Here is a 21,009-nt window from a genome sequence, read left to right on the forward strand (position 1 = left end):
TATAGGCCTGCACTAGCGTGCGGCACGCATCACTTGCGCAGTGTAGCGATTTGCATGCGGTCAATCTTCGTAAAATTGATGTCGTCATTCGTCGGCCAATCCGGCACTTTTCCGTACTTTGCAAAGCGTGGGTTGCCCCAGGAGACGCAATCTTTAATAATCATTAACTGAGAATTAGTTGCAGATAGATATGACTCCCATCGCTGCCGGCCATCCCCGCATCCTCTCCATCGAAGACGACCTCGTACTCGGTGCCTATGTGCATGAGCATTTGGGCCGTAGCGGTTTTCAGGTGACCTGGTGCCAGAACGGCCAGGAAGGACTGGCCGCTGCCCGCCAGCAGGCCTTCGATGTGGTACTGATGGATATTCTGCTGCCGGGACTTGACGGGCTGTCGGTGCTGACGCAATTGCGCCAGAGTCATTCGACGCCGGTGCTGCTGATGTCGGCGCTCGGTGCCGAGGCGGATCGTGTCAGCGGTTTTCAACTGGGGGCCGACGATTACCTGCCCAAGCCTTTCAGCATGGTTGAGTTGCGGGTGCGCATCGAAGCGATCCTGCGCCGGGTCGCGCTCGACCGTCGGCCAACAACGGCCGCGATGGTTCCGGCGGCGGACAGCCTGCGTTTCGACGATGAATGCTTTGACGTGATTTACGCAGGGCAGGCTGCCGGCCTGACTCGCAGCGAGTATCGATTGCTGGAAACCCTGAACCGCAACGACGACGAAGTGCTGAGCAAAGCCTTCCTTTATCAACATGTGCTGCAACGCGGCTACGCGGCCCATGACCGCAGCCTGGACATGCATATCAGCCAGATTCGCCGCAAGCTCAAAGCCATCGACTACACCGAGCGGGAAGTGCGCACGGTGTGGGGCAAGGGTTACATCTTGAGCGCTGTCGATGAAATGTAACTTGCCGGGCTGGCATTCGCTGTTCTGGAAGCTGGCATGCCTGTTGGTGGCGTTCTGTCTGCTGATGATCTGGCTGAGCTGGTCCTGGGGCCGCTACATGGAAGAGCGCAACCAGTTCCTGTCGGATGAGGCCCGAGGCACGCTGACGCGCTACGCCGCCGAAGCCGAACAGGCCTGGCAGCAGCGCCAGAGCGCCGGCATCGATGACTGGCTGCAGGGTATGCATCAGCGGGAAAAAGGCTGGGTCGGTGTCATCGGCGGGGATTTGCAGTCCCTGAGCAATCAAACGCTGACGGACAAGGAAATCGAACGCCTGACCTTCCTGCGTGGCCTGGATTGGCCCATCCACAAGAAAGGCCAGCCTTGGATGCGCGTGCCTTTCCCCCGCGACACTTCCGTCGGCAGCCTGGTCATCGAACTGCCCAAACGCTTTGTGCCCGGACAGTACCGGGTGTTCTGGCGCGTGATAACCAACGGCGTGATTCCCGGGCTGTTCACCTTGTTGTTGTGCGTGGGTTTGTATCGCTTGCTGGTGGTCCCGCTCAATACCCTGCGCGAACAGGCCAATGCCTGGCGTGCCGACCAGCTCAACGTGCGCCTTTCGCGTCGCACCACCAATCGTTCGGACGAGTTGGGCGAATTGGGCAGGGCGTTCGATCACATGTCCGAACGCCTGCAAACCACGGTGGCGTTGCAACAACAATTGCTGCGCGACCTGTCCCACGAATTACGTACGCCACTGAGTCGCCTGCGCGTGGCCAGTGAAAGCGAGCAAGGCCTGGACGCGTTGCGCGAGCGAATTGGTCGTGAGGTCGATGGTATGCAGCGGCTCGTCGAAGACACGTTGCAACTGGCCTGGCTTGATACCGAACGCACCCGATTGCCCGACGAAGCGATTCAGGTCGAGGCATTGTGGGAAATGCTCACGGAAAACGCCTGCTATGAAAGTTGCTGGCCAGAGGGGCAATTGCAGTGCTCGGTGGATGCGTCTTGCTGGGTGCGCGGGCATCTCAACACGCTGGCCCAGGCATTGGAAAACATGCTGCGTAACGCGATTCGCCATTCACCCAAGGGCGGCGTTGTCCATCTTGGCGGACGACGGGATGGCGACTATTGGCATCTGTGGCTGGAGGATCAGGGCGGTGGCGTAGCTGAAGCCGATCTGGAGCGAATTTTCCTGCCGTTTACCCGACTCGACGGCTCGAGACCGGGGGATGGTGGATTTGGCTTGGGGTTGAGCATTGCCAGGAATGCGGTGCGCCGGCAGGGTGGCAGTCTCAGTGCGGAGAATGGCGATAAAGGACTGCGTTTGAATATGCGCTTACTGGCTCATTAAGCGCCTGTTTAATTGGAAATTGTAATGCTCTAGATTAATTCACACATCTTTGTCAGATGCTTCCTACATAGTGAAATGGGTATCAGTAGGAAGTTTCCGAAAATTGTAGTGTGCTCTCAAGGCTCTTCAGTGATGGTCGATATTTAACTTGTGCTAAAAAACCAAGGAGAATCGTCCGTGAACATTACAATTAGAACGCCAGCTTTATCGATGCAGGCGGATGCTTATTTTATCAAGAACCCTCTGGAGACAAAAAACGCTTTTACAGTAACCAGCGCCAAGGATGCTGCTGATGTGTTGAGGTTGAAGGGTGAGGGTTTGATTGGTGATTTGAAAGAGTTGATAAGGGGGTACGATTTTACATCGATAAGTTCGAATGAGCTCGCGAGGATCGGTTTGAAGCTTCATGAAGTTGAATTGCTAGATGAGCATGCAATGTCTTTTTTTACGTCCGGAAATATGGCATTTGATAAAAATGGACATCAGACGCAAAAGGACGTCAAATTTAATGCGATCGCAATGTTCAATCAAATGTTGGGCGATAACCGAGCTCTAGTCCGCGAATGGCCTATGTATGCTCAGCAAGAATCGTTCAGGATCGTGACCAAAGGGCTGGTGGGGGCAAACAAGGCCATCAATGCGCTTTTTTATTTTGCCAATTCAGATGGAAATGACCTGTCAGTCAGTATCAGAGCCTGAATCAACCGGTGCCCGAAAAAATATGATCGGGCACCGGCAACTGAATTGTTTATCGGGAATAACGTGTCGTGCCTGAGTATTGTTTATCGATGGAAGATTCGTTCTTGTGCCGGATTCTGTAGGTCCCCAGCTGTCCAAGGATTGAAGCAGTATTGCCAGTGCCACCGGCGACTTGGGTCCAGGTAGAACCTGTTAGTCTGTCTATGTATAACTTCGGAGGGGAGCCAGCGCCGACGGCAGTAATGGTGGACTGAATATTGGCCTGTCGACAACCATTTGCACTGGAAATATTAAATGGCCCATATGCAATGGCAGTCGAATTGGCTGGTACAGTACCGCTATAAGTATCGCGAATATTTGTGCAAGCCGCAGAAGCGTGGTTGATGGCAAAGAGCATCCCTGCCAGAGAAAACGCGGTTAAAATCTTCATATATGTATCCATTTGTGGTGATAGCCAATTTGGCGATAATGGCGGAATAGCGGGAAACGCATATTTCGCGTTACAAAAGACTATGCCTGTCACTTGCTGTGTACTAGTTCATGCATGTCGCCATGCTTTGCGGGAAATTTCTGATAGAGCATTTTTTGATACAAAGGCAGTGTGTATATTTAGGGGTGCAATTGCATTGAAATCCAGTCATCTCGTACGTCGCACGCTGCCACTTTGTTTTGTGTTTTTGCCGGAGCCTTCTGGTGTTTTTGTGCGACTTTTCCTAAAGGGTATAGTCGGTAATTTAAAGCAGCTCTGACGGTTTAAGCTCGCGCTTTGACTATCGAGGGAGTTGGACATGAATGCATCCAGTGTTGTCGATAGCGCAAGCGTTGACCGTTTCGACGAAGTGCTTGCGCTGATTTACAGTTCCAGACAAAAGGCCATTCAAGCAGTCAATACGCAACTGATTGAGTTGTACTGGCAGGTCGGAGCCTATATCAGTCGCAAGCTGGAACAGGCCGAATGGGGCGATGCCGTGATCGGTCAACTGGCTGAGCATCTGGCTCAAACTCAGCCCGGGCTGCGTGGTTTTACCCGTTCGAATTTGTTCCGCATGCGCCAATTCTATGAGATCTATCGGGCTGAAGAAAAAGTCGCACCACTGGCGCGACAATTATCTTGGTCGCACAACCTGATCATCTTTGGCCAGAGCAAACACCCGGAAGAGCGCGAGTTTTACCTGCGTATGTCGGTTCAGGAGAAGTGGTCGAAACGTGAACTGGAGCGCCAATTCAAAGCAGCACTGTTCGAGCGCAGCGTGACCCAGCCAGCGAAAGTCTCAGCCGCGTTGAAACAAACCCACCCAGCAGCGCTGGATATATTCCGCGACGCTTACATGGTCGAGTTTCTCGGCCTTCCTGGCAGTCATGCCGAAACTGATTTGCACAAAGGGTTGTTAGCGCGCCTCAAGGAGTTCCTGATTGAGCTGGGCCGCGACTTCTGCTTCGTCGGTTCCCAATACCCCATACAAGTCGGCGGGCGTGACTTTGCCCTGGATCTGCTGTTTTTTCATCGTGGACTTAATTGTCTGGTGGTCATCGAACTCAAGGTCGGCCGTTTTGAACCGGAGTATTTGGGCAAGCTCGACTTTTATCTGGAAGCGCTCGATCGCGATGAGCGCAAGCCCCGCGAAAATCCGGCCATTGGCGTACTGCTCTGTGCCAGCAAGGAGGACGAAGTGGTCGAGTACGCGCTTAACCGCAGCCTGTCGCCAGCGCTGATCGCTGAATACCAGGTCCAGCTACCGGACAAACACTTATTGCAGGCCAAGCTTCATGAGTTCTATGCCTTGAACGTTGCACAAGCAGAAGACTGCTGATTCAGGGGCTTATTCCCATAAGCCATAAGCATCACACTTTGCGTGATATGGCCTGCGAACGTTTGCCGGTATGATAGGCGCCCCCGCAGTCTGGATTGCGAATACGCCATGACCTTGCAGTACCCAACCATCGCCGATTGCGTCGGCAACACTCCGCTGGTCCGTTTGCAGCGCCTGCCCGGCGCCACCAGCAACACCCTTTTGCTCAAGCTCGAAGGGAACAACCCGGCGGGTTCGGTCAAGGACCGTCCGGCGCTGTCGATGATCACCCGCGCCGAACTGCGCGGGCAGATCCACGCCGGCGATACGCTGATCGAAGCGACTTCGGGTAATACCGGCATCGCGCTGGCCATGGCCGCCGCGATCAAGGGTTACAAGATGATCCTGATCATGCCGGACAATTCCAGTGCCGAACGCAAGGCGGCCATGACCGCCTACGGTTCCGAGCTGATTCTGGTCAGCCAGGAAGAGGGCATGGAAGGCGCCCGCGACCTCGCTCAGCGTATGGAAGCCGAAGGCCGCGGCAAGGTGCTGGATCAGTTCGCCAACGGTGACAACCCGCAAGCGCACTACACCACCACCGGCCCGGAAATCTGGCGCCAGACTGAAGGTACCATCACCCATTTCGTCAGTTCCATGGGCACCACTGGCACCATCATGGGCGTCTCGCGCTACTTGAAAGAGCAGAACGAGAACGTGCAGATCGTCGGCCTGCAACCGATGGAAGGCTCGGCGATTCCGGGCATCCGTCGCTGGCCTCAGGAATACCTGCCGAAGATCTACCAGGCTGATCGCGTAGACCGCATCGTCGACATGGCGCAAAGCGAAGCCGAGGACGTGACCCGACGCCTGGCGCGCGAAGAAGGTATTTTCTGCGGTGTGTCGTCAGGCGGTGCCGTGGCGGCGATGCTGCGTTTGTCCAAAGAAGTTGAAAACGCGGTGATCGTCGCGATCATCTGCGACCGTGGCGACCGTTACCTGTCGACCGGCATTTTCGACGCGCCCAACTGATGGCCAAGCACGAGAGAGGCCTGCGCTTCCAGCCCACCGGCGGAAGCAAGGCCCCGCAAATCCCGACCGGCAAAAAGCAGCGCCTGACCATCGAGCGCCTGGCGAATGACGGTCGCGGTATCGCGTTTTTCGAAGGCCGTACCTGGTTCGTCATCGGCGCTTTGGCCGGTGAAGAAATCGAGGCGCGCGTGCTCGGCGCCCACGGCAAAGTGGTTGAGGCGCGTACCGAGCGCGTGTTCAAGACCAGCGAACTGCGCCGCCCGGCACCTTGTCCTCATGCCGGCCGCTGCGGCGGTTGCAGCGTGCAGCATCTGCCTCACAACGAACAACTCGCCCTGAAACAGCGCATGCTCACCGAGCAATTGTCCAAGGTCGCCGGTGTCGAGCCTGAAGAATGGGCCGCACCATTGAGCGGTCCGGAATTCGCCTACCGCCGTCGCGCCCGTGTGGCCGTGCGCTGGGACATGAAGGCGAAGAAACTCGAAGTCGGTTTCCGCGCCGCCGGCAGCCAGGACATCGTTGGCATCGATGAATGCCCGGTGCTGGTCCAACCCTTGCAACCGATCATGAGCCGCTTGCCCGAGATGCTTCGGCGTTTGAGCAAACCTCAGGCGCTTGGTCACGTTGAATTGTTCAGCGGTTCGTCTCTGGCGGTTTTGCTGCGGCACATGGCGCCGTTGTCCGACAGTGACATGACCATCCTCAAGGATTTCTGCGCGTTCCATGAAGCCCAGTTGTGGCTGCACGGTGATGGTGAGCCATACCCGGTCAATGCCGAGCAGTCGTTGGGCTATCGCCTGGAACAGTGGGATCTGGAATTGGCGTACCGGCCGGGGGATTTCATTCAGGTCAATGCCGGGGTCAACGAAGCGATGGTGGCCCAGGCGCTGGACTGGTTGAAGCCGCAAGCCGATGAGCGCGTTCTAGATCTATTCTGTGGGTTGGGTAACTTTGCCCTGCCGCTGGCCAAAGCCGTTCGCGAGGTCGTGGCAGTGGAAGGTGTGCAGGTGATGGTCGATCGCGCTGCCGCGAACGCCGCTAGCAATAATCTGCATAACGCGACGTTTTTTCAGGCCGATTTATCCCAGCCTTTGTCCGACGCCGAATGGGCGCGCGAAGGCTTTTGTGCGGTACTCTTGGACCCACCGCGAGACGGTGCTTTCGAGGTCGTGCGCAAGCTGAAGTCCCTGGGCGCCGAACGGTTGGTGTATGTGTCGTGCAACCCTGCAACGCTGGCGCGCGATACCGTTGAATTGATCAAGCAGGGCTACCGGTTAAAACGTGCCGGGATTCTCGATATGTTTCCTCAAACGGCACATGTCGAAGCCATGGCGTTATTTGAAGCGAGCTAGGATGCTCGTCTGGTCCGACTGGCCCGCCCGTGCAGCCGCGCACCAGCCCGACGTGGGCTCACAGGCAACGAAGGTCAGCGATTTTGACGCATTGAATCTGCGTCGTAGGGAAGGTAAGCAAGATGGTACAGGTGAGAGCACACCAGCCGATCAACACCGACGGCAGTATCAATCTCGAGGCTTGGCTCGATCACGCGGTCAGTGTCGATCTGGCACTGGATCGCGAAGCCTTGAAAGAAGCCTGCGAGTACGCTCGCGAGGCTGAACAACAAGCCAATGCGGCGAAGAATTTGTGGTCGGAAGGCAACTCGAGTTTCCGCACCGGCCTTGAGATCGCGGAGATTCTGGCCGACCTCAAACTCGATCAGGACTCGCTGGTCGCTGCGGTGTTGTACCGTGGTGTGCGTGAAGGCCAGATTCAGTTGCCGGCGGTCAGTCAGCGCTTCGGTCCGCTGGTGGCCAAACTCATCGACGGCGTGCAACGCATGGCGGCGATCAGCGACAGCCTGAGCCCGCGTAAATCCATGGTGATGGGCACCCAGGGCCAGGTCGAAAACCTGCGCAAAATGCTGGTGGCCATGGTTGACGACGTACGTGTCGCTTTGATCAAACTGGCCGAACGCACCTGCGCGATCCGGGCGGTGAAAACCGCCGACGACGAGAAGCGCAATCGCGTCGCCCGTGAAGTCTTCGACATCTACGCGCCGCTCGCCCATCGGCTCGGTATCGGTCACATCAAGTGGGAACTGGAGGACTTGTCCTTCCGTTATCTGGAGCCGGACCAGTACAAACAGATCGCCAAGTTGCTCCACGAGCGGCGACTGGATCGCGAGCGCTTCATCAGCGACGTGATGAGCCAGCTGAAAAACGAATTGCAGGCTACCGGTGTCGATGCCGACATCAGCGGCCGGGCCAAACACATCTATTCGATCTGGCGCAAAATGCAGCGCAAGGGTCTGGAGTTCAGCCAGATCTACGACGTGCGCGCCGTTCGCGTGCTGGTGCCGGAAATGCGCGACTGCTACACCGCGCTCGGCATCGTCCACACCTTGTGGCGGCACATTCCGAAAGAGTTTGACGACTACATCGCCAACCCCAAGGAAAACGGCTACCGCTCGCTGCATACCGCAGTAATCGGGCCTGAGGGCAAGGTGCTGGAAGTGCAGATCCGCACTCACGCCATGCACGAAGAGGCCGAGCTGGGGGTTTGTGCCCACTGGAAGTACAAAGGCACCGACGTCAAATCCGGCTCCAATCACTACGAAGAGAAAATCTCCTGGCTGCGTCAGGTGCTCGAGTGGCACGAAGAGCTGGGTGACATCGGCGGGTTGGCGGAGCAATTGCGGGTCGATATCGAACCTGATCGGGTTTACATCTTCACCCCGGACGGTCACGCCATCGACCTGCCCAAAGGCGCGACGCCGCTGGACTTCGCTTACCGCGTGCACACCGAAATCGGTCACAACTGCCGCGGCGCCAAGATCAACGGGCGCATCGTCCCGCTCAACTACAGCCTGCAAACCGGTGAACAGGTCGAGATCATCACCAGCAAGCACGGCACGCCGAGCCGTGACTGGCTGAACCCGAACCTGGGTTACGTCACCACATCGCGAGCGCGGGCGAAGATCGTCCACTGGTTTAAATTGCAGGCTCGCGATCAGAACGTCGCCGCCGGTAAAACCCTGCTCGAGCGCGAACTCAATCGTCTCGGTCTGCCGGCCGTGGATTTCGAAAAGCTGGCCGACAAAGCCAACATGAAAACCGCCGAAGACCTGTTTGCCGCCCTCGGTGCCGGCGATTTGCGCCTGGCGCAACTGGTCAACCTGGCGCAGCAACTGGTCGAGCCAGAGCGCGGCAACGAGCAACTGGAACTGATTCCGCGCAAGGCCACCGGTTACAAACCGGGCAAGCGTGGCGACATCCAGATCCAGGGCGTCGGCAACCTGATGACCCAGATGGCAGGTTGCTGCCAGCCTTTGCCGGGGGATGCGATCGTCGGTTACATCACCCAGGGCCGTGGCGTGAGCATTCACCGCCAGGACTGTGCTTCGGTGCTGCAACTGGGCGGGCGCGAGCCGGAACGAATCATCCAGGTCAGCTGGGGGCCGGTGCCGGTGCTCACCTACCCGGTGGACATCGTCATTCGCGCTTACGACCGTTCCGGATTGCTGCGTGACGTTTCTCAGGTACTGCTCAACGAGCGGATCAACGTGCTGGCGGTCAACACCCGCTCGAACAAGGAAGACAACACGGCATTGATGTCGCTGACCATCGAGATTCCGGGGCTGGATGCACTGGGGCGGTTGTTGGGCAGGATTTCCCAATTGCCGAACATCATCGAAACCCGGCGTAACCGTACGCCTTGAAGGTGACTTCGATCCATTGTGGGAGCTGGCTTGCCAGCGATGCAGACAGCTCGGTCTCTCTGGAGCATCGAGGTGATGCCATCGCTGGCAAGCCAGCTCCCACAGGTTTTGTGGTGAGACAGAAAAATGACATACAGCCTTGAAGACCTGCTGCACCTGATGAACCGCTTGCGCGATCCGCAGTTCGGTTGCCCGTGGGACATCAAGCAAACCTACGCCACCATCGTCCCGCACACCCTTGAAGAAGCCTACGAAGTCGCTGACGCCATCGAGCGCGGAGACTTCGATCACTTGCAGGGTGAGTTGGGCGATCTGCTGTTCCAGGTGGTTTATTACAGCCAACTGGCCAAGGAAGAAGGGCGCTTCGAATTTGCCGGCGTGGTCGACAGCATCACCCGCAAGTTGATCCGTCGACATCCCCACGTGTTCCCCACCGGCGATCTGTACGCACCGCTGGATGTCCCGCGTTTGAATGAAGAGCAGGTCAAACAGCGCTGGGAAGAGATCAAGGCTGAAGAGCGCGCGGAGAAATCCAGCGCACCGCAACAACTGTCCTTGCTCGATGACGTCCCCTCCGCGTTGCCGGCGCTGTCCCGTTCGGCAAAATTGCAGAAGCGTGCAGGACAGGTCGGTTTCGACTGGCCGGACGCGTTGCCGGTGTTGGACAAGGTCCGTGAAGAGCTTGATGAAGTGCTTGAAGCCATGTCGGAAAATGATCCCGTGGCAGTGGCCGATGAGATCGGCGATCTGCTGTTTTCCGTGGTCAATCTGGCGCGTCATCTCAAGGTCGATCCGGAAACCGCACTGCGTGGCGCCAACAGCAAATTCGAAAGACGTTTCCGTTTTATCGAACAGGCATTGCGCGATACCCTGCGTCCCATAGAAGATTGCACCCTCGAAGAGTTGGACGCCCTGTGGGGCGAAGCCAAACGTCAGGAAAAGAATTTGCCCAGCTGCGGTTGAGCAGTTGCCTAAGTGAGTAATAAGCACCATGAGCATTTCCCTTCGCGACCAGTTGCTCAAAGCAGGGCTGGTCAACCAGAAGCAGGCCAAGCAGGTCAGCAAAGACAAACAGAAGCAGCAACGTCTGGCCCACAAAGGCCAGATCGAACTCGATGATTCCCAGCAGCGTGCGGCTCAGGAAGCCATGGCCGAGAAGGTCAAGCGCGATCAGGAACTCAATCGCCAGCAGCAGGAGAAGGTCGAAGCCAAGGCCCGCGCCGCACAGGTCAAGCAATTGGTCGAAGTGACGCGCCTGCCGAAGCTGACGACCGAGGACTACTACAACTTCGTCGATGACAAGAAGGTCAAGCGCATCTCGGTCAACACCCTGATGCGCAACAAACTCAGCAACGGTTCGCTGGCGATCGTGCACCACGCCGGCGGCTACGAAGTCATCCCGCGTGAAGCGGCCCTGAAGATCCAGGAGCGCGATCCACAGCGTATCGTGCAGCTGAATGTGCAGACCGAAGAAGTCGCTGCCGAGGACGATCCGTACGCGGCCTATCAGATCCCGGATGATCTGATGTGGTAATTGCTACTCTGGTTTACATGTTTGTTAGTACATTGGTTGATTGATTAATTGAACCCGAAAGATTGTGTCGATACGATCTTTCGGGTTTTCTTTTACTTGGATTAATTAATCTTTAATGACTGATTAATTCTTGCGGAGAAAATAAATGGAATAAATTTAATGGATAAGGATATCTTCAATGCTGCTAAGTATCGCTTCGTTACGCCAACCAACATTTAAATCGCAGTTATCGCACCCGCGAATGCCCGAACAATCCATCCTCGATTATCTGGACGATGAACTGGCCGAGCGCGCTTACCTGGTGCGCCGAAAAATCAAGAATGCTGCAAAGGCCGTCCGGGAGAAGCATGGTGAGGCTGCGTGTGTTTTCTTTACCCTGCCTGAGTTTTTCTGGAACATTCCCTGGCATCAGGTTCGCAGTGAAGATGAACTGCACGAGCTGTGCTCTGCTTACCTGGAGAAGGTACCTGAGTGTGTGGCGTTGTTGATCAGCGAGCTGCCAGTGGAGCAATACGGCAAGATCGTTTTGCTGGCGGGTAGCTGCGCGACCCTTATCAAGGTCGGAGAGGGTGAGGCGAGCTACTACGATGTCATCAATTATGTGCTGACAATCACCAACAAGGAATATGAGGCAGATATTCCATTAATGTCGATGTGGCCGAAGCGCTATGTATCAGGCATTGATTTTGGTAAACATGTAGGTGCTGAAGACGGCTATTGGTTATTCAAGTTGTTTGACGAAGTTGTAGTCAGGGTAAAGGACGTCAGTAGTGTGCAGGCCGAGCACAGTTATTTCGGTGGATATGAAGGGAAGTTTATCAATAGTCTGGTTCCAGGCTGCCCCTTCGGGATCAACTTATGTCTCGATTATGCAATGTTGAAAGACGGTGAGCGGGACAGGGAAATTGAACTGGCGGGGGCGAAGATCGATTTTCTGATTGCCTGTGGCATGGACTTCAACTACGGCAAACTGCATCCGTCTTCCGTCCAGTACGCGATCCGTAATGACGGCATGGGCGACGGTGAATGCGAAGTGGTGAAACTTGAAGCGGGGCGGATCGTCAGTATTGTCCCTGCGGTGGTGGTCGACGACACCCTTCATCTGTCGGCCATTCACATTACCTGAGCCAGATGGCCCCGGTTGCAGCCTGCCCCTGCGTGGGGGGCAAGCTGCAAGACTGAAGGTTATCCTCAACTGGTGGCGAGTTCGCGTTTGCGCTCGAGCATTTCCAGTTCGGCCTTGTAGTTATGCGCATCGCTCTCGGAATGAAACATACCTACCAGCAGGTCTTGTTGATGCACGTCCCAGATCCGGATACCGGCGGCTACGCCTTCGTGGGACATGTGTGAATCGTCGCGTTCAGTTACTTTTACAGTCATCTGCTAGCTCCAATCTCTGTTATCTGCAGCAAGGCGTGTGCAGGACTCTGTTATAGAGTTTGGTAGCTTGCTAAGTAAATGACGCATTTCCGTAACGGACTTTTGCAAAAACTGAAAAAAACGCGCAGGCCTTGCAGGGCGCGGCATTCGGTCGCAGGGCCTTAAGTTTCATGACAAAAGCTTCATGTTTAGTGCTAAAAATCCTGGCTTGAAATGCATACCTGTAGGAGCCGGCTTGCTGGCGATGGCGATCTCGAGGACACCATCGCCAGCAAGCCGGCTCCTACCGTGGGATGGGGTACATCCGTGGAATCAGGGCGGCCTATCAAATCCGTCAGCGATTTTCTGGGCAAAAAAAAACGCCCCGAACCAGTCGGGGCGTTTTCATGTGCGGCTCAGCTGCGGGGAATTACTTACCTTCCCAGCGCTTCAGTACCAGCGTGGCGTTGGTGCCACCGAAGCCGAAGCTGTTGCTCATCACGGTGTTGATGGTGGCGTTTTCGCGGGTCTTGGTCAGCACCGGCAGGTCAGCCACTTCTGGGTCCAGCTCGTCGATGTTGGCGGAACCGGCAATGAAGTTGCCTTCCATCATCAGCATGCAGTAGATCGCTTCGTGAACGCCGGCGGCGCCCAGGGAGTGACCGGACAGGCTCTTGGTGGAGCTGATGGCCGGAGCCTTGTCGCCGAACACTTCACGCACACCCTTCATTTCCGCGACGTCGCCGACCGGAGTCGAAGTGCCGTGGGTGTTCAGGTAGTCGATCGGAGTGTCGACGGTGGACAGCGCCTGCTGCATGCAGCGGATCGCGCCTTCGCCGCTTGGGGCGACCATGTCGTAGCCGTCGGAAGTCGCGCCGTAGCCAACGATTTCCGCGTAGATCTTCGCGCCACGAGCGAGAGCGTGTTCCAGCTCTTCAACCACGACCATGCCGCCACCGCCGGCGATGACGAAACCGTCACGGTCAGCGTCGTAGGCACGGGAGGCTTGCTCCGGGGTGTCGTTGCGCTTGCTGGACAGTGCGCCCATGGCGTCGAACAGGAACGACTGGCTCCAATGCTCTTCTTCACCGCCGCCGGCGAACACGATGTCCTGCTTGCCCATCTGGATCTGTTCCATGGCGGTACCGATGCAGTGAGCACTGGTGGCGCAGGCAGACGCGATGGAGTAGTTCAGGCCCTTGATCTTGAACGGAGTGGCCAGGCAAGCGGAAACGGTGCTGCTCATGGTCCGCGTTACGCGGTATGGGCCGACGCGCTTGACGCCTTTCTCGCGCAGGATGTCCAGCGCTTCCATCTGGTTCAGCGTGGAGGCGCCACCGGAACCGGCGATCAGGCCGGTACGCGGGTTGGACACTTGCTCTTCGGTCAGGCCGGAGTCAGCAATAGCGTCTTTCATGGCCAGGTAGGCGTAAGCCGCCGCGTGGCCGACGAAGCGATAGATCTTGCGATCGATCAGTTCTTCAAGGTTGAGGTCAATGGAGCCGGAAACCTGGCTACGCAGACCCATTTCGGCATATTCCGGGTTGAACCGGATGCCAGGGCGGCTTGCACGCAGGTTAGCGGAGACGGTCTCTTTGTCATTGCCCAGGCACGAAACAATGCCCAGACCAGTGATAACGACGCGGCGCATGCGAATAACCCTTAGAAGTTGTCAGTGGAGGTGAAAACGCCGACCCGGAGGCCTTCGGCGGTGTAGATTTCGCGACCGTCGACAGTGACCGAACCGTCGGCGATGGCCAGGTTCAGCTTGCCTTTCAGGACGCGCTTGATATGGATGTTATAGGTGACTTTCTTGGCGGTCGGCAGAACCTGGCCGAAGAATTTCACTTCGCCCGAACCCAGCGCACGGCCGCGGCCCGGCAGGCCTTGCCAGCCCAGGAAGAAGCCGACCAGTTGCCACATGGCGTCGAGGCCCAGGCAGCCCGGCATCACCGGATCGCCTTCGAAGTGGCAGGCGAAGAACCACAGGTCCGGAGTGATATCCAGCTCGGCGACCAATTCACCTTTGCCGTACTTGCCACCTTCTTCGCTGATCAGGGTGATGCGATCAACCATCAGCATGTTCGGGGCGGGCAGTTGCGCGTTACCTGGGCCGAACAGCTCACCGCGACTGCAGCGCAGCAGGTCTTCCCGGGTAAAGGCGTTTTGTTTGGTCATGCGAGCTCCTCAATAGTCCCATGCGGCAGGTGGGGCAAATCTTCCCGGCCGATCGAAGCGTTCATGCCTCGAACCGGCAGCCTACTCATAGACTATTGCGTTGTGGTGAAAGTCACAGCACCAAGGACATGAATGTACACTTGTGCACTGAAATTTTTATTCAAGCCCCTTTTCGGGCCTGTTCGGGTGCCTAAGACTGCCGCACTTTCGCCTTTCACGCCAGTCGCAGATGCTCGAAAGGCCTGTACTACTGCACCCAGCGTTGCAGAATTTGCTGCAGATCATTGCGTTTGAAAGGCTTGGCCAGGTAATCGTTCATTCCCGCCGACAAGCAGGCTTCGCGATCGCCCTGCAAGGCATTGGCGGTCAGGGCGATGATCGGCAAGTCGGTGCAGCCGGGCAGTTGGCGGATCAGTCGAGTGGCCTCGTAGCCGTCGATGATTGGCAGTCGGCAGTCCATCAGGATCGCTTCGAAAATCAGACTCTCGGCACTGCGCACGGCCTGCGCGCCATCAACAGCGACGCTGACAGTAAAGCCCAGACTGCGCAACATTGCCTCAATGACGGTCTGGTTGACCGGGTTGTCCTCGACCAGCAACACATTGCGCCCTTCACCATCACCGTTGCCGCTATGCGCGCGGGGTGTCAGCACCGGCAACGGCTGCTGATGGAGCGCCAGCGGGATTTCCAGAGTGAACACCGAGCCTCGACCTTCTTCGCTCTGGGCGCGCAAGGTGCCGCCCATGCGTTCGGCAAGTGTGCGGGCAATCGGCAGGCCCAGGCCGGTGCCACCGTAACGCCTTGAAATGGAGCTATCGGCCTGCTGGAACGCGTTGAACATCAGTTCCAGGCTTTCGGCCGGAATCCCGATCCCGCTGTCGCGCACGGTGCAAGTGAACCACAACAATTCGTGATCCAGCGATTGCCACTGCGGTTCGATGGAAACGCGACCCTGCTCGGTGAACTTCAGTGCATTGCCGACCAGGTTGACCAGAATCTGCCGAATCCTCGTCGGATCGCCCTGAACCTGCAACGCACGCATGTCCTCGGGGATCAGCAATTGCAGATCCAGTCCGCGCTGTGCGGCGCTGTGCTGGAATGACTGGGCGCAACTGCCAATCAGGTCCGCGAGGTTGAACGGAATGTGTTCCAGCTCCAGTTCCGAACGTTCGATACGCGAGAAATCCAGAATGTCGTTGATGACTTTAAGCAGGTGTTCAGTGGACTCCGAGGCCAGCGCCGCGTACTCCACTTGTTCCTCGGTCATGTCAGTGGTTTCCAGCAACTGCAGCATGCCCAGCACGCCGTTCATTGGCGTGCGCAGTTCGTGGCTCATCATGGCGAGGAAGTCGGACTTGGCGTTGTTGGCCTTTTCCGCTTCTTCGCGGGTCTGGATCAGTTGCGCCATGGCCTGATGCTGCTCACGGCTGGCCTGTTCGAGTCCGCTGGCGAGGTTGTTGATGTGTTGTGACAGTGCGCCCAATTCGGTGTCGTCGACGATGGGCAAAGGTGTTTTGTAGTCGCCTTCCTGGATCGCCTTGACCGCGTTGCCGATGTCGCGGATCGGCTGCGACAGGCTTCCCGCCAGGCGTCGTGCGAGCAGGAAGGTAAACAGCAGGGCGAATAGCGCCAGAATGCCGGCCTTGAGCAGGATCTCCTGCTGGCGCTGGCTGAATGCATCGTTGGACAGGCCGACGATCACCCGGCCCAGGTAATCTTCGGCGAGGGCAGTGGTGGCGGTCTTGCTGTCCTGAAAAAAGTCATTGTGCAACGGGATCCGTTGCAAGCGCACGGGCGCCTGGAACACTTCCACCTGATGGGGACGATTGTGGTTTGTCGACGGTTGCTCGACGTACACGAGAATCCGGTTGGCGCTGTCCTGAATCTCCAGAAACCGCACGTTGGGGGTGGCCAGCGTGGCCTTGAGCAGACTTTCAAGCACCTCGTTATTGCCCGAAATCACCCCGTACTCGGTGGCCGGAGCCAGTTGGTTGGCGATCAACTGGCCGGTGTGGTTGAGCTCCTGGCGCAGATCCTGGATCCGCACGAAGGTGAAGAAGCTGATCAGCAACAACGTCAACAGCAAGGCCGGGCCCAGACTGATGAGCTGGGTCCGGGTGTTGATATCCCAACGGCGACGGAAGGTCATGGGCGGCGTTCTCCTTCAGCCAACAGGGTTGCGACAGACGCTTCGTCTATCTGTTCCATACCTAATGAACGAGCCACTTGCGGGTTGCTTGAGACTTTGAAGAGCGGCGGGTAATGCGCCCGTGGCCAAGAGGCCGGTGGCTGGTCGAGCAGCTTGTCGAGAATCGCCAGCCAATCGCTCTGATCGCTGTAGGTGCTGGCCAAGCTTCCAGCCCTGACGAACCCGGCATTGGGGCCGATCAGCGCCAGTTGTCGGGAATAGCTGCTCAGTAGCAAATTCTTCGCGGTTTTCGAGTTGTACAGATCGGGGTCATCGAGGCCCAGCAGCACATCGCTGTTTTTCAGCAACGTCTGTAATGGACGGCTGTCGTGGGTGTTGTCCCAGCGCTCGGTGACCAACTCAAGACCCAGCGGCCGGGCGGCCAGGCGTAAATCCTTCAAGAGGAACTCGCTGTGGCGGTCGTACAGCACGCCGATCCGTCTGGCCTGGGGCAGGAGGATTCGGATCAGACGCAATTGGCGGTCCAGAGGTGGATCGCTCCAGAGCAAGCTGAGGTGCGGGGGCAGTGCTTCGCCCAGGTGTTCTCGTGCTTGCAGGCGGCTGAGGCGCAATACCAGCGTCGCCGGGCCCTGGGCGTCTTGCAGGCGCCAGTCGAGGCTCGGCAGGTCGAGCAAAATCAAACGGGTATCGCCGGGCAGTTTGCCTGGCAGCGGCATATCGGCCAGTGGCCGGAAGCGCACGCGATCAGCGGGTCGCAACTCGCGCAGCGCCTCGGTGAAAGATTGCACGCCGGCGCTGTCTTCGACGCCGGTCAGCAAAATGTCCGCGGCGTTGGTGGTCACGCTCGCCAGCCATCCGCTGACCAACAGGCACAGCATGGCCAGCAGATGGCCAAAGGTTGGCGGCTTGCGTGGCGGACTGTGTCGCATCTTAAAACGCCAGCTCCGCGCTGAAATACATCACTCGACGCTCGTCGTAGTTGTTGTCGACGAAGGTGGTGGGCTGATTGTCCAGGCGTTGCTGGAGCACGCCAGCCAGTTCCAGGTTGGCCTTGCCCAGGCGAATGCGTTTGGCGATGCGAGTGTCGACCCGTTCGAAACGGTAACCGTTGAGCGCGTCGTCCCCATAATAGAAGAGTGCGCTGTTCCAGCCCTGACCCCAGTCGCGCATCCAACCGGCGGAGCCGCTGTTGCGCGCAGTCTGTTGCGCATCCTGCGGATTGCTCGCGTCGGCATCGACGTAGGCATAGGTCAGGCGCAACCGGTCTGTACTGCCGACTCGCCAGTCAAGTTGGGTTTCCGCGCCGGAAAAGCGTGCGGTGTTGCTGTTACTGGCGATGAACTGATTGTTGCGCAGCGGCTCGCTGACCATGCCGGTGATTTCGTCGTAGAACAGCTTCACATCGACCGCCAGTCCCACCTCGGCAAAGTAGCCGTTGTAGCCCAGTTCCCGGGAACGCATGTGTTCTTGATCGAGATCGCCGGGGCCACGGGTCCTGACGAAATAGCGGGCACTGGACTGACCATAGGCGGCGGGCTGCAACTTGGTGACCCGGTAACTCCAGTTGACGCTGTTCTCGAACATGTCCGGCGAACGGATGGCTTCCGAGTACACCGCCCGCAACCCGTGGCGCGGGTTGATCAGGTAATTGATCGCGACCCGCGGGGTCAGCGAGCTGCCGATCAACTGCGTGTCTTCATACATGGCTCCGCCCTGCAGCAGCCAGTGTTCGGTGGCGCGCCACTCGAGTTGGCCGAAGGTCCGCCAGGTGGTGTCATCAAGCGTGCCATTGAAGTAAGTCTCGGAATCTGCCCGGTCGTAACGATAGTTCATGCCGCTGACCAGCCGCAGGCTATCGGACAGGCTCAGGGTGTCCTGCACCTCAAGATCGTAGCGCGTTTCCCGGGTGCTCTGGTCGATGTCGCCGCACACGGTCTGACTTGCGCCGTCACGCCATTGATCGAGCACCTGATTGGCCAGCGACTGCTCGGCGGGGGTGCCGGCCGGTGCACCAGGACCGGTGAAACGCGTGATGTTGCGGGCCAGACGTTCGGTGTAGTTCGGGTTCATTTGCCAGAGTTCGGTCAGTTGCGGGCTGAACGAAACTTCGGCGTCGCAGGCGCGCCATGTTTGCTGGCGATCCCAATGTTGGGCCGAACCCTGGATATAAAGGCTGTGGTCAGGATTGATGTCCAGATTCCAGCGCAATAACCCGGCGTAGTCCTTGGCGTTAACGTCGGCGTCGTCGCCCGCGCGGGTAATCCCCGGGAACACCGGCCGGTAGGTATAGGGCCGCTGGTTGGTGCCGTCCTTGGCATTCAATTGCCAATCGAGGCTTTGCCGTTCGTCGAGGCTCTGGCTGACGGCGAGATTGAAGCGCTTGAGGCGACGACTGTCATGGTAATCAGCGCCTGTTCGGTCGGTGTCGAAGCCGTCGTCTTGCTGGCCGGATAGCGACAGGCGCAAGTCGCCGTCATCCCAGCCGACACCCTGGCTGGCGTAGAAGTCGTTGATGCCACGCTGGCCGCGGGTGACTTTCATCCGCGTGCCGTGGGTTTCGGCCGGGTGGCGGGTGATGACATTGACCACCGCCATCAGCGCATTGGCGCCGTAGCTGACGGTATTCGGGCCACGGAAAACTTCGATGCGCTCGATGTCTTCCATGGCCACCGGAATGTCGCTCCAGTCCACCGTGGCCAGGCCGGCGCGGTACACCGAGCGGCCATCGATCAACACCTGCATGCGCCGCGCTTGTGTGGCATCGGTGCCGTGATAGTTCACCGCCGCCTGATTGCCGGTAATGTTGCCAACCATCATGCCCGGCACCAGTCGCAACACTTCGCTGATGTCCCGCGCACCGCTGGCGTTGATCAGGGCGCTGTCGATCACCGTCATGCTTCCCGGCACGGCGGCCGGCGACTGCTTCAGGCGCGTGGCCGTCAGCACCTGCGGCAGCGGTTCGCTGTCGAGGAACAAGTCATCGGCCAGCAACGGCGAACTGAAGACCAGCGCCAGTACCAAAGGCGATCGGGGTGACGGAGCAGCCAGAGACACAACACATCCTTGTTAACGATTGGTGGCGCGCATGTTAACCGAGCGCGGTGACTTTTCCAGTCACGATCTCTGCGTTTTCCCAGGTTTTATGGTGCTTGTTTACTAATACGCCGCTAATTGACGCGGGGGCTGGCCGCCACTGGGCCGCTCCGTATAATGCCGACATCGCCACTGCTATGGATTAACGGATTACATATGACTGAACAGCGCCCGATTGCGGTCCTGGGAGGCGGAAGTTTTGGTACCGCCGTGGCAAACCTGCTGGCCGAAAACGGGCATCAGGTCCTGCAGTGGATGCGTGATCCCGAACAGGCCGAGGCCATTCGGGTCAATCGCGAGAACCCGCGCTACCTCAAAGGCATCAAAATTCTGCCGGGTGTGACGCCGGTCACCGATCTGCAAGCGACTCTGGAAACCTGCGACCTGAGTTTCGTCGCGCTACCCTCCAGCGCGTTGCGCTCGGTGCTGGCCCCGCATGCCGAACTTCTGAGCGGCAAAATGTTGGTGAGCCTGACCAAAGGCATTGAAGCCCATACCTTCAAACTGATGAGCCAAATCCTCGAAGAGATCGCCCCGCAGGCGCGCATCGGCGTGTTGTCCGGGCCAAACCTGGCGCGTGAGATCGCCGAGCATGCGCTGACGGCGACGGTGGTCGCCAGTGAAGACGAAGAGCTCTGTGAGCAGGTCCAGGCAGTGCTGCACGGTCGCACCTTTCGTGTGTACGCCAGCGCCGACCGTTTCGGCGTGGAGTTGGGCGGTGCGCTGAAAAACGTCTACGCGATCATCGCCGGCATGGCCGTGGCGCTGGAGATGGGCGAAAACACCAAGAGCATGTTGATCACTCGGGCGCTGGCGGAAATGACCCGCTTTGCGGTCAATCAGGGTGCCAACCCGATGACGTTCCTCGGCCTGGCGGGCGTGGGTGATTTGATCGTCACCTGCTCCTCGCCGAAAAGCCGCAACTATCAGGTCGGGTTCGCCCTCGGCCAAGGCCTGAGCCTGGACGAGGCGGTCAATCGCCTGGGTGAAGTCGCCGAAGGCGTGAACACCCTCAAGGTGCTCAAGGCCAAGTCTCAGGAAGTCGGCGTGTATATGCCGCTGGTCGCCGGGCTGCACGCGATTCTGTTCGAAGGGCGCACGCTGGAGCAGGTGATCGGCCTGCTGATGCGGGGCGAGCCGAAAACCGATGTCGATTTCATTTCCACCAGCGGTTTCAACTGAGCCCTCTACTTATCTGGAACGGAGCAAGA

General features: G+C 58.0%; 18 protein-coding genes. 11 read left to right on the top strand and 7 right to left on the bottom strand.

The window, feature by feature from the left end:
• The first annotated feature begins 190 nt into the window (after positions 1–190).
• The 3 genes from NL64_RS00190 (at position 191) to NL64_RS00200 (ending at position 2,945) form a co-directional block, all read left to right on the top strand.
• Positions 191–910, top strand: coding sequence for a response regulator transcription factor (locus tag NL64_RS00190; protein ID WP_034146156.1), 720 nt, complete (start codon positions 191–193; stop codon positions 908–910).
• On the top strand, positions 900–2,246 hold the full coding sequence (locus NL64_RS00195; protein WP_034146157.1) for a sensor histidine kinase: 1,347 nt from the start codon (positions 900–902) through the stop codon (positions 2,244–2,246). The genes NL64_RS00190 and NL64_RS00195 overlap by 11 nt, the downstream gene beginning before the upstream one ends.
• A 177-nt stretch (positions 2,247–2,423) precedes the next feature.
• Complete coding sequence (locus NL64_RS00200; RefSeq protein WP_034146158.1) at positions 2,424–2,945, top strand: hypothetical protein; 522 nt, start codon at positions 2,424–2,426, stop codon at positions 2,943–2,945.
• Positions 2,946–2,994: 49 nt separating this feature from the next.
• Here the strand turns inward: NL64_RS00200 and NL64_RS29970 are convergent, their stop codons facing one another.
• Positions 2,995–3,375 (bottom strand): hypothetical protein, encoded by a 381-nt coding sequence (locus NL64_RS29970; RefSeq protein ID WP_155292695.1) that lies wholly within the window; start codon positions 3,373–3,375, stop codon positions 2,995–2,997.
• Between the two features lie 358 nt (positions 3,376–3,733).
• On the opposite strand from NL64_RS29970, the gene NL64_RS00205 reads away from it, so the two are divergent.
• From NL64_RS00205 to NL64_RS00235, 7 genes are all read left to right on the top strand, one after another.
• Positions 3,734–4,756, top strand: coding sequence for a PDDEXK nuclease domain-containing protein (locus tag NL64_RS00205; RefSeq protein ID WP_034146159.1), 1,023 nt, complete (start codon positions 3,734–3,736; stop codon positions 4,754–4,756).
• Positions 4,757–4,864: 108 nt separating this feature from the next.
• A complete protein-coding gene (cysM, locus tag NL64_RS00210) occupies positions 4,865–5,767 on the top strand; it encodes a cysteine synthase CysM (RefSeq protein WP_034146160.1) in 903 nt (300 codons plus the stop codon).
• Complete coding sequence (gene rlmD, locus NL64_RS00215; RefSeq protein WP_034146161.1) at positions 5,767–7,119, top strand: 23S rRNA (uracil(1939)-C(5))-methyltransferase RlmD; 1,353 nt, start codon at positions 5,767–5,769, stop codon at positions 7,117–7,119. Before cysM ends, rlmD begins: the two co-directional genes overlap by 1 nt.
• Before the next feature lie 122 nt (positions 7,120–7,241).
• Complete coding sequence (gene relA / locus NL64_RS00220; protein WP_034146162.1) at positions 7,242–9,485, top strand: GTP diphosphokinase; 2,244 nt, start codon at positions 7,242–7,244, stop codon at positions 9,483–9,485.
• A 126-nt stretch (positions 9,486–9,611) separates the two neighbouring features.
• Positions 9,612–10,448 carry a nucleoside triphosphate pyrophosphohydrolase gene (gene mazG / locus NL64_RS00225; RefSeq protein WP_034146163.1) on the top strand — a complete coding sequence of 279 codons (837 nt, stop codon included), beginning with the start codon at positions 9,612–9,614 and terminating at the stop codon, positions 10,446–10,448.
• Between the two features lie 28 nt (positions 10,449–10,476).
• Entirely contained in the window at positions 10,477–11,019 is a 543-nt protein-coding gene (locus tag NL64_RS00230; RefSeq protein WP_034146164.1) for a DUF2058 domain-containing protein, read from the top strand.
• 178 nt (positions 11,020–11,197) lie between these two features.
• Positions 11,198–12,145 (top strand): hypothetical protein, encoded by a 948-nt coding sequence (locus NL64_RS00235; protein ID WP_034146165.1) that lies wholly within the window; start codon positions 11,198–11,200, stop codon positions 12,143–12,145.
• Positions 12,146–12,210: 65 nt separating this feature from the next.
• On the opposite strand, the gene NL64_RS00240 is transcribed toward NL64_RS00235, so the two are convergent.
• The 6 genes from NL64_RS00240 to NL64_RS00265 form a co-directional block, all read right to left on the bottom strand.
• A complete protein-coding gene (locus NL64_RS00240; protein WP_034146166.1) occupies positions 12,211–12,399 on the bottom strand; it encodes a hypothetical protein in 189 nt (62 codons plus the stop codon).
• Positions 12,400–12,808: 409 nt separating this feature from the next.
• A complete protein-coding gene (gene fabB, locus NL64_RS00245) occupies positions 12,809–14,029 on the bottom strand; it encodes a beta-ketoacyl-ACP synthase I (protein WP_007957797.1) in 1,221 nt (406 codons plus the stop codon).
• An 11-nt stretch (positions 14,030–14,040) separates the two neighbouring features.
• Positions 14,041–14,556, bottom strand: coding sequence for a 3-hydroxyacyl-[acyl-carrier-protein] dehydratase FabA (gene fabA / locus NL64_RS00250; protein ID WP_003179264.1), 516 nt, complete (start codon positions 14,554–14,556; stop codon positions 14,041–14,043).
• Positions 14,557–14,803: 247 nt separating this feature from the next.
• Positions 14,804–16,705, bottom strand: coding sequence for an ATP-binding protein (locus tag NL64_RS00255; RefSeq protein ID WP_034146167.1), 1,902 nt, complete (start codon positions 16,703–16,705; stop codon positions 14,804–14,806).
• On the bottom strand, positions 16,702–17,634 hold the full coding sequence (locus NL64_RS00260) for an ABC transporter substrate-binding protein (protein WP_034146168.1): 933 nt from the start codon (positions 17,632–17,634) through the stop codon (positions 16,702–16,704). The genes NL64_RS00255 and NL64_RS00260 overlap by 4 nt, the downstream gene beginning before the upstream one ends.
• A 1-nt stretch (position 17,635) precedes the next feature.
• Positions 17,636–19,759, bottom strand: coding sequence for a TonB-dependent receptor plug domain-containing protein (locus NL64_RS00265; protein ID WP_034146169.1), 2,124 nt, complete (start codon positions 19,757–19,759; stop codon positions 17,636–17,638).
• Between the two features lie 195 nt (positions 19,760–19,954).
• On the opposite strand from NL64_RS00265, the gene NL64_RS00270 reads away from it, so the two are divergent.
• Positions 19,955–20,980, top strand: coding sequence for an NAD(P)H-dependent glycerol-3-phosphate dehydrogenase (locus NL64_RS00270; RefSeq protein WP_034146170.1), 1,026 nt, complete (start codon positions 19,955–19,957; stop codon positions 20,978–20,980).
• The last annotated feature ends 29 nt before the right edge of the window (positions 20,981–21,009 follow it).

This window comes from Pseudomonas fluorescens, assembly GCF_000802965.1.
In the GTDB taxonomy this organism is placed as follows: domain Bacteria; phylum Pseudomonadota; class Gammaproteobacteria; order Pseudomonadales; family Pseudomonadaceae; genus Aquipseudomonas; species Aquipseudomonas fluorescens_A.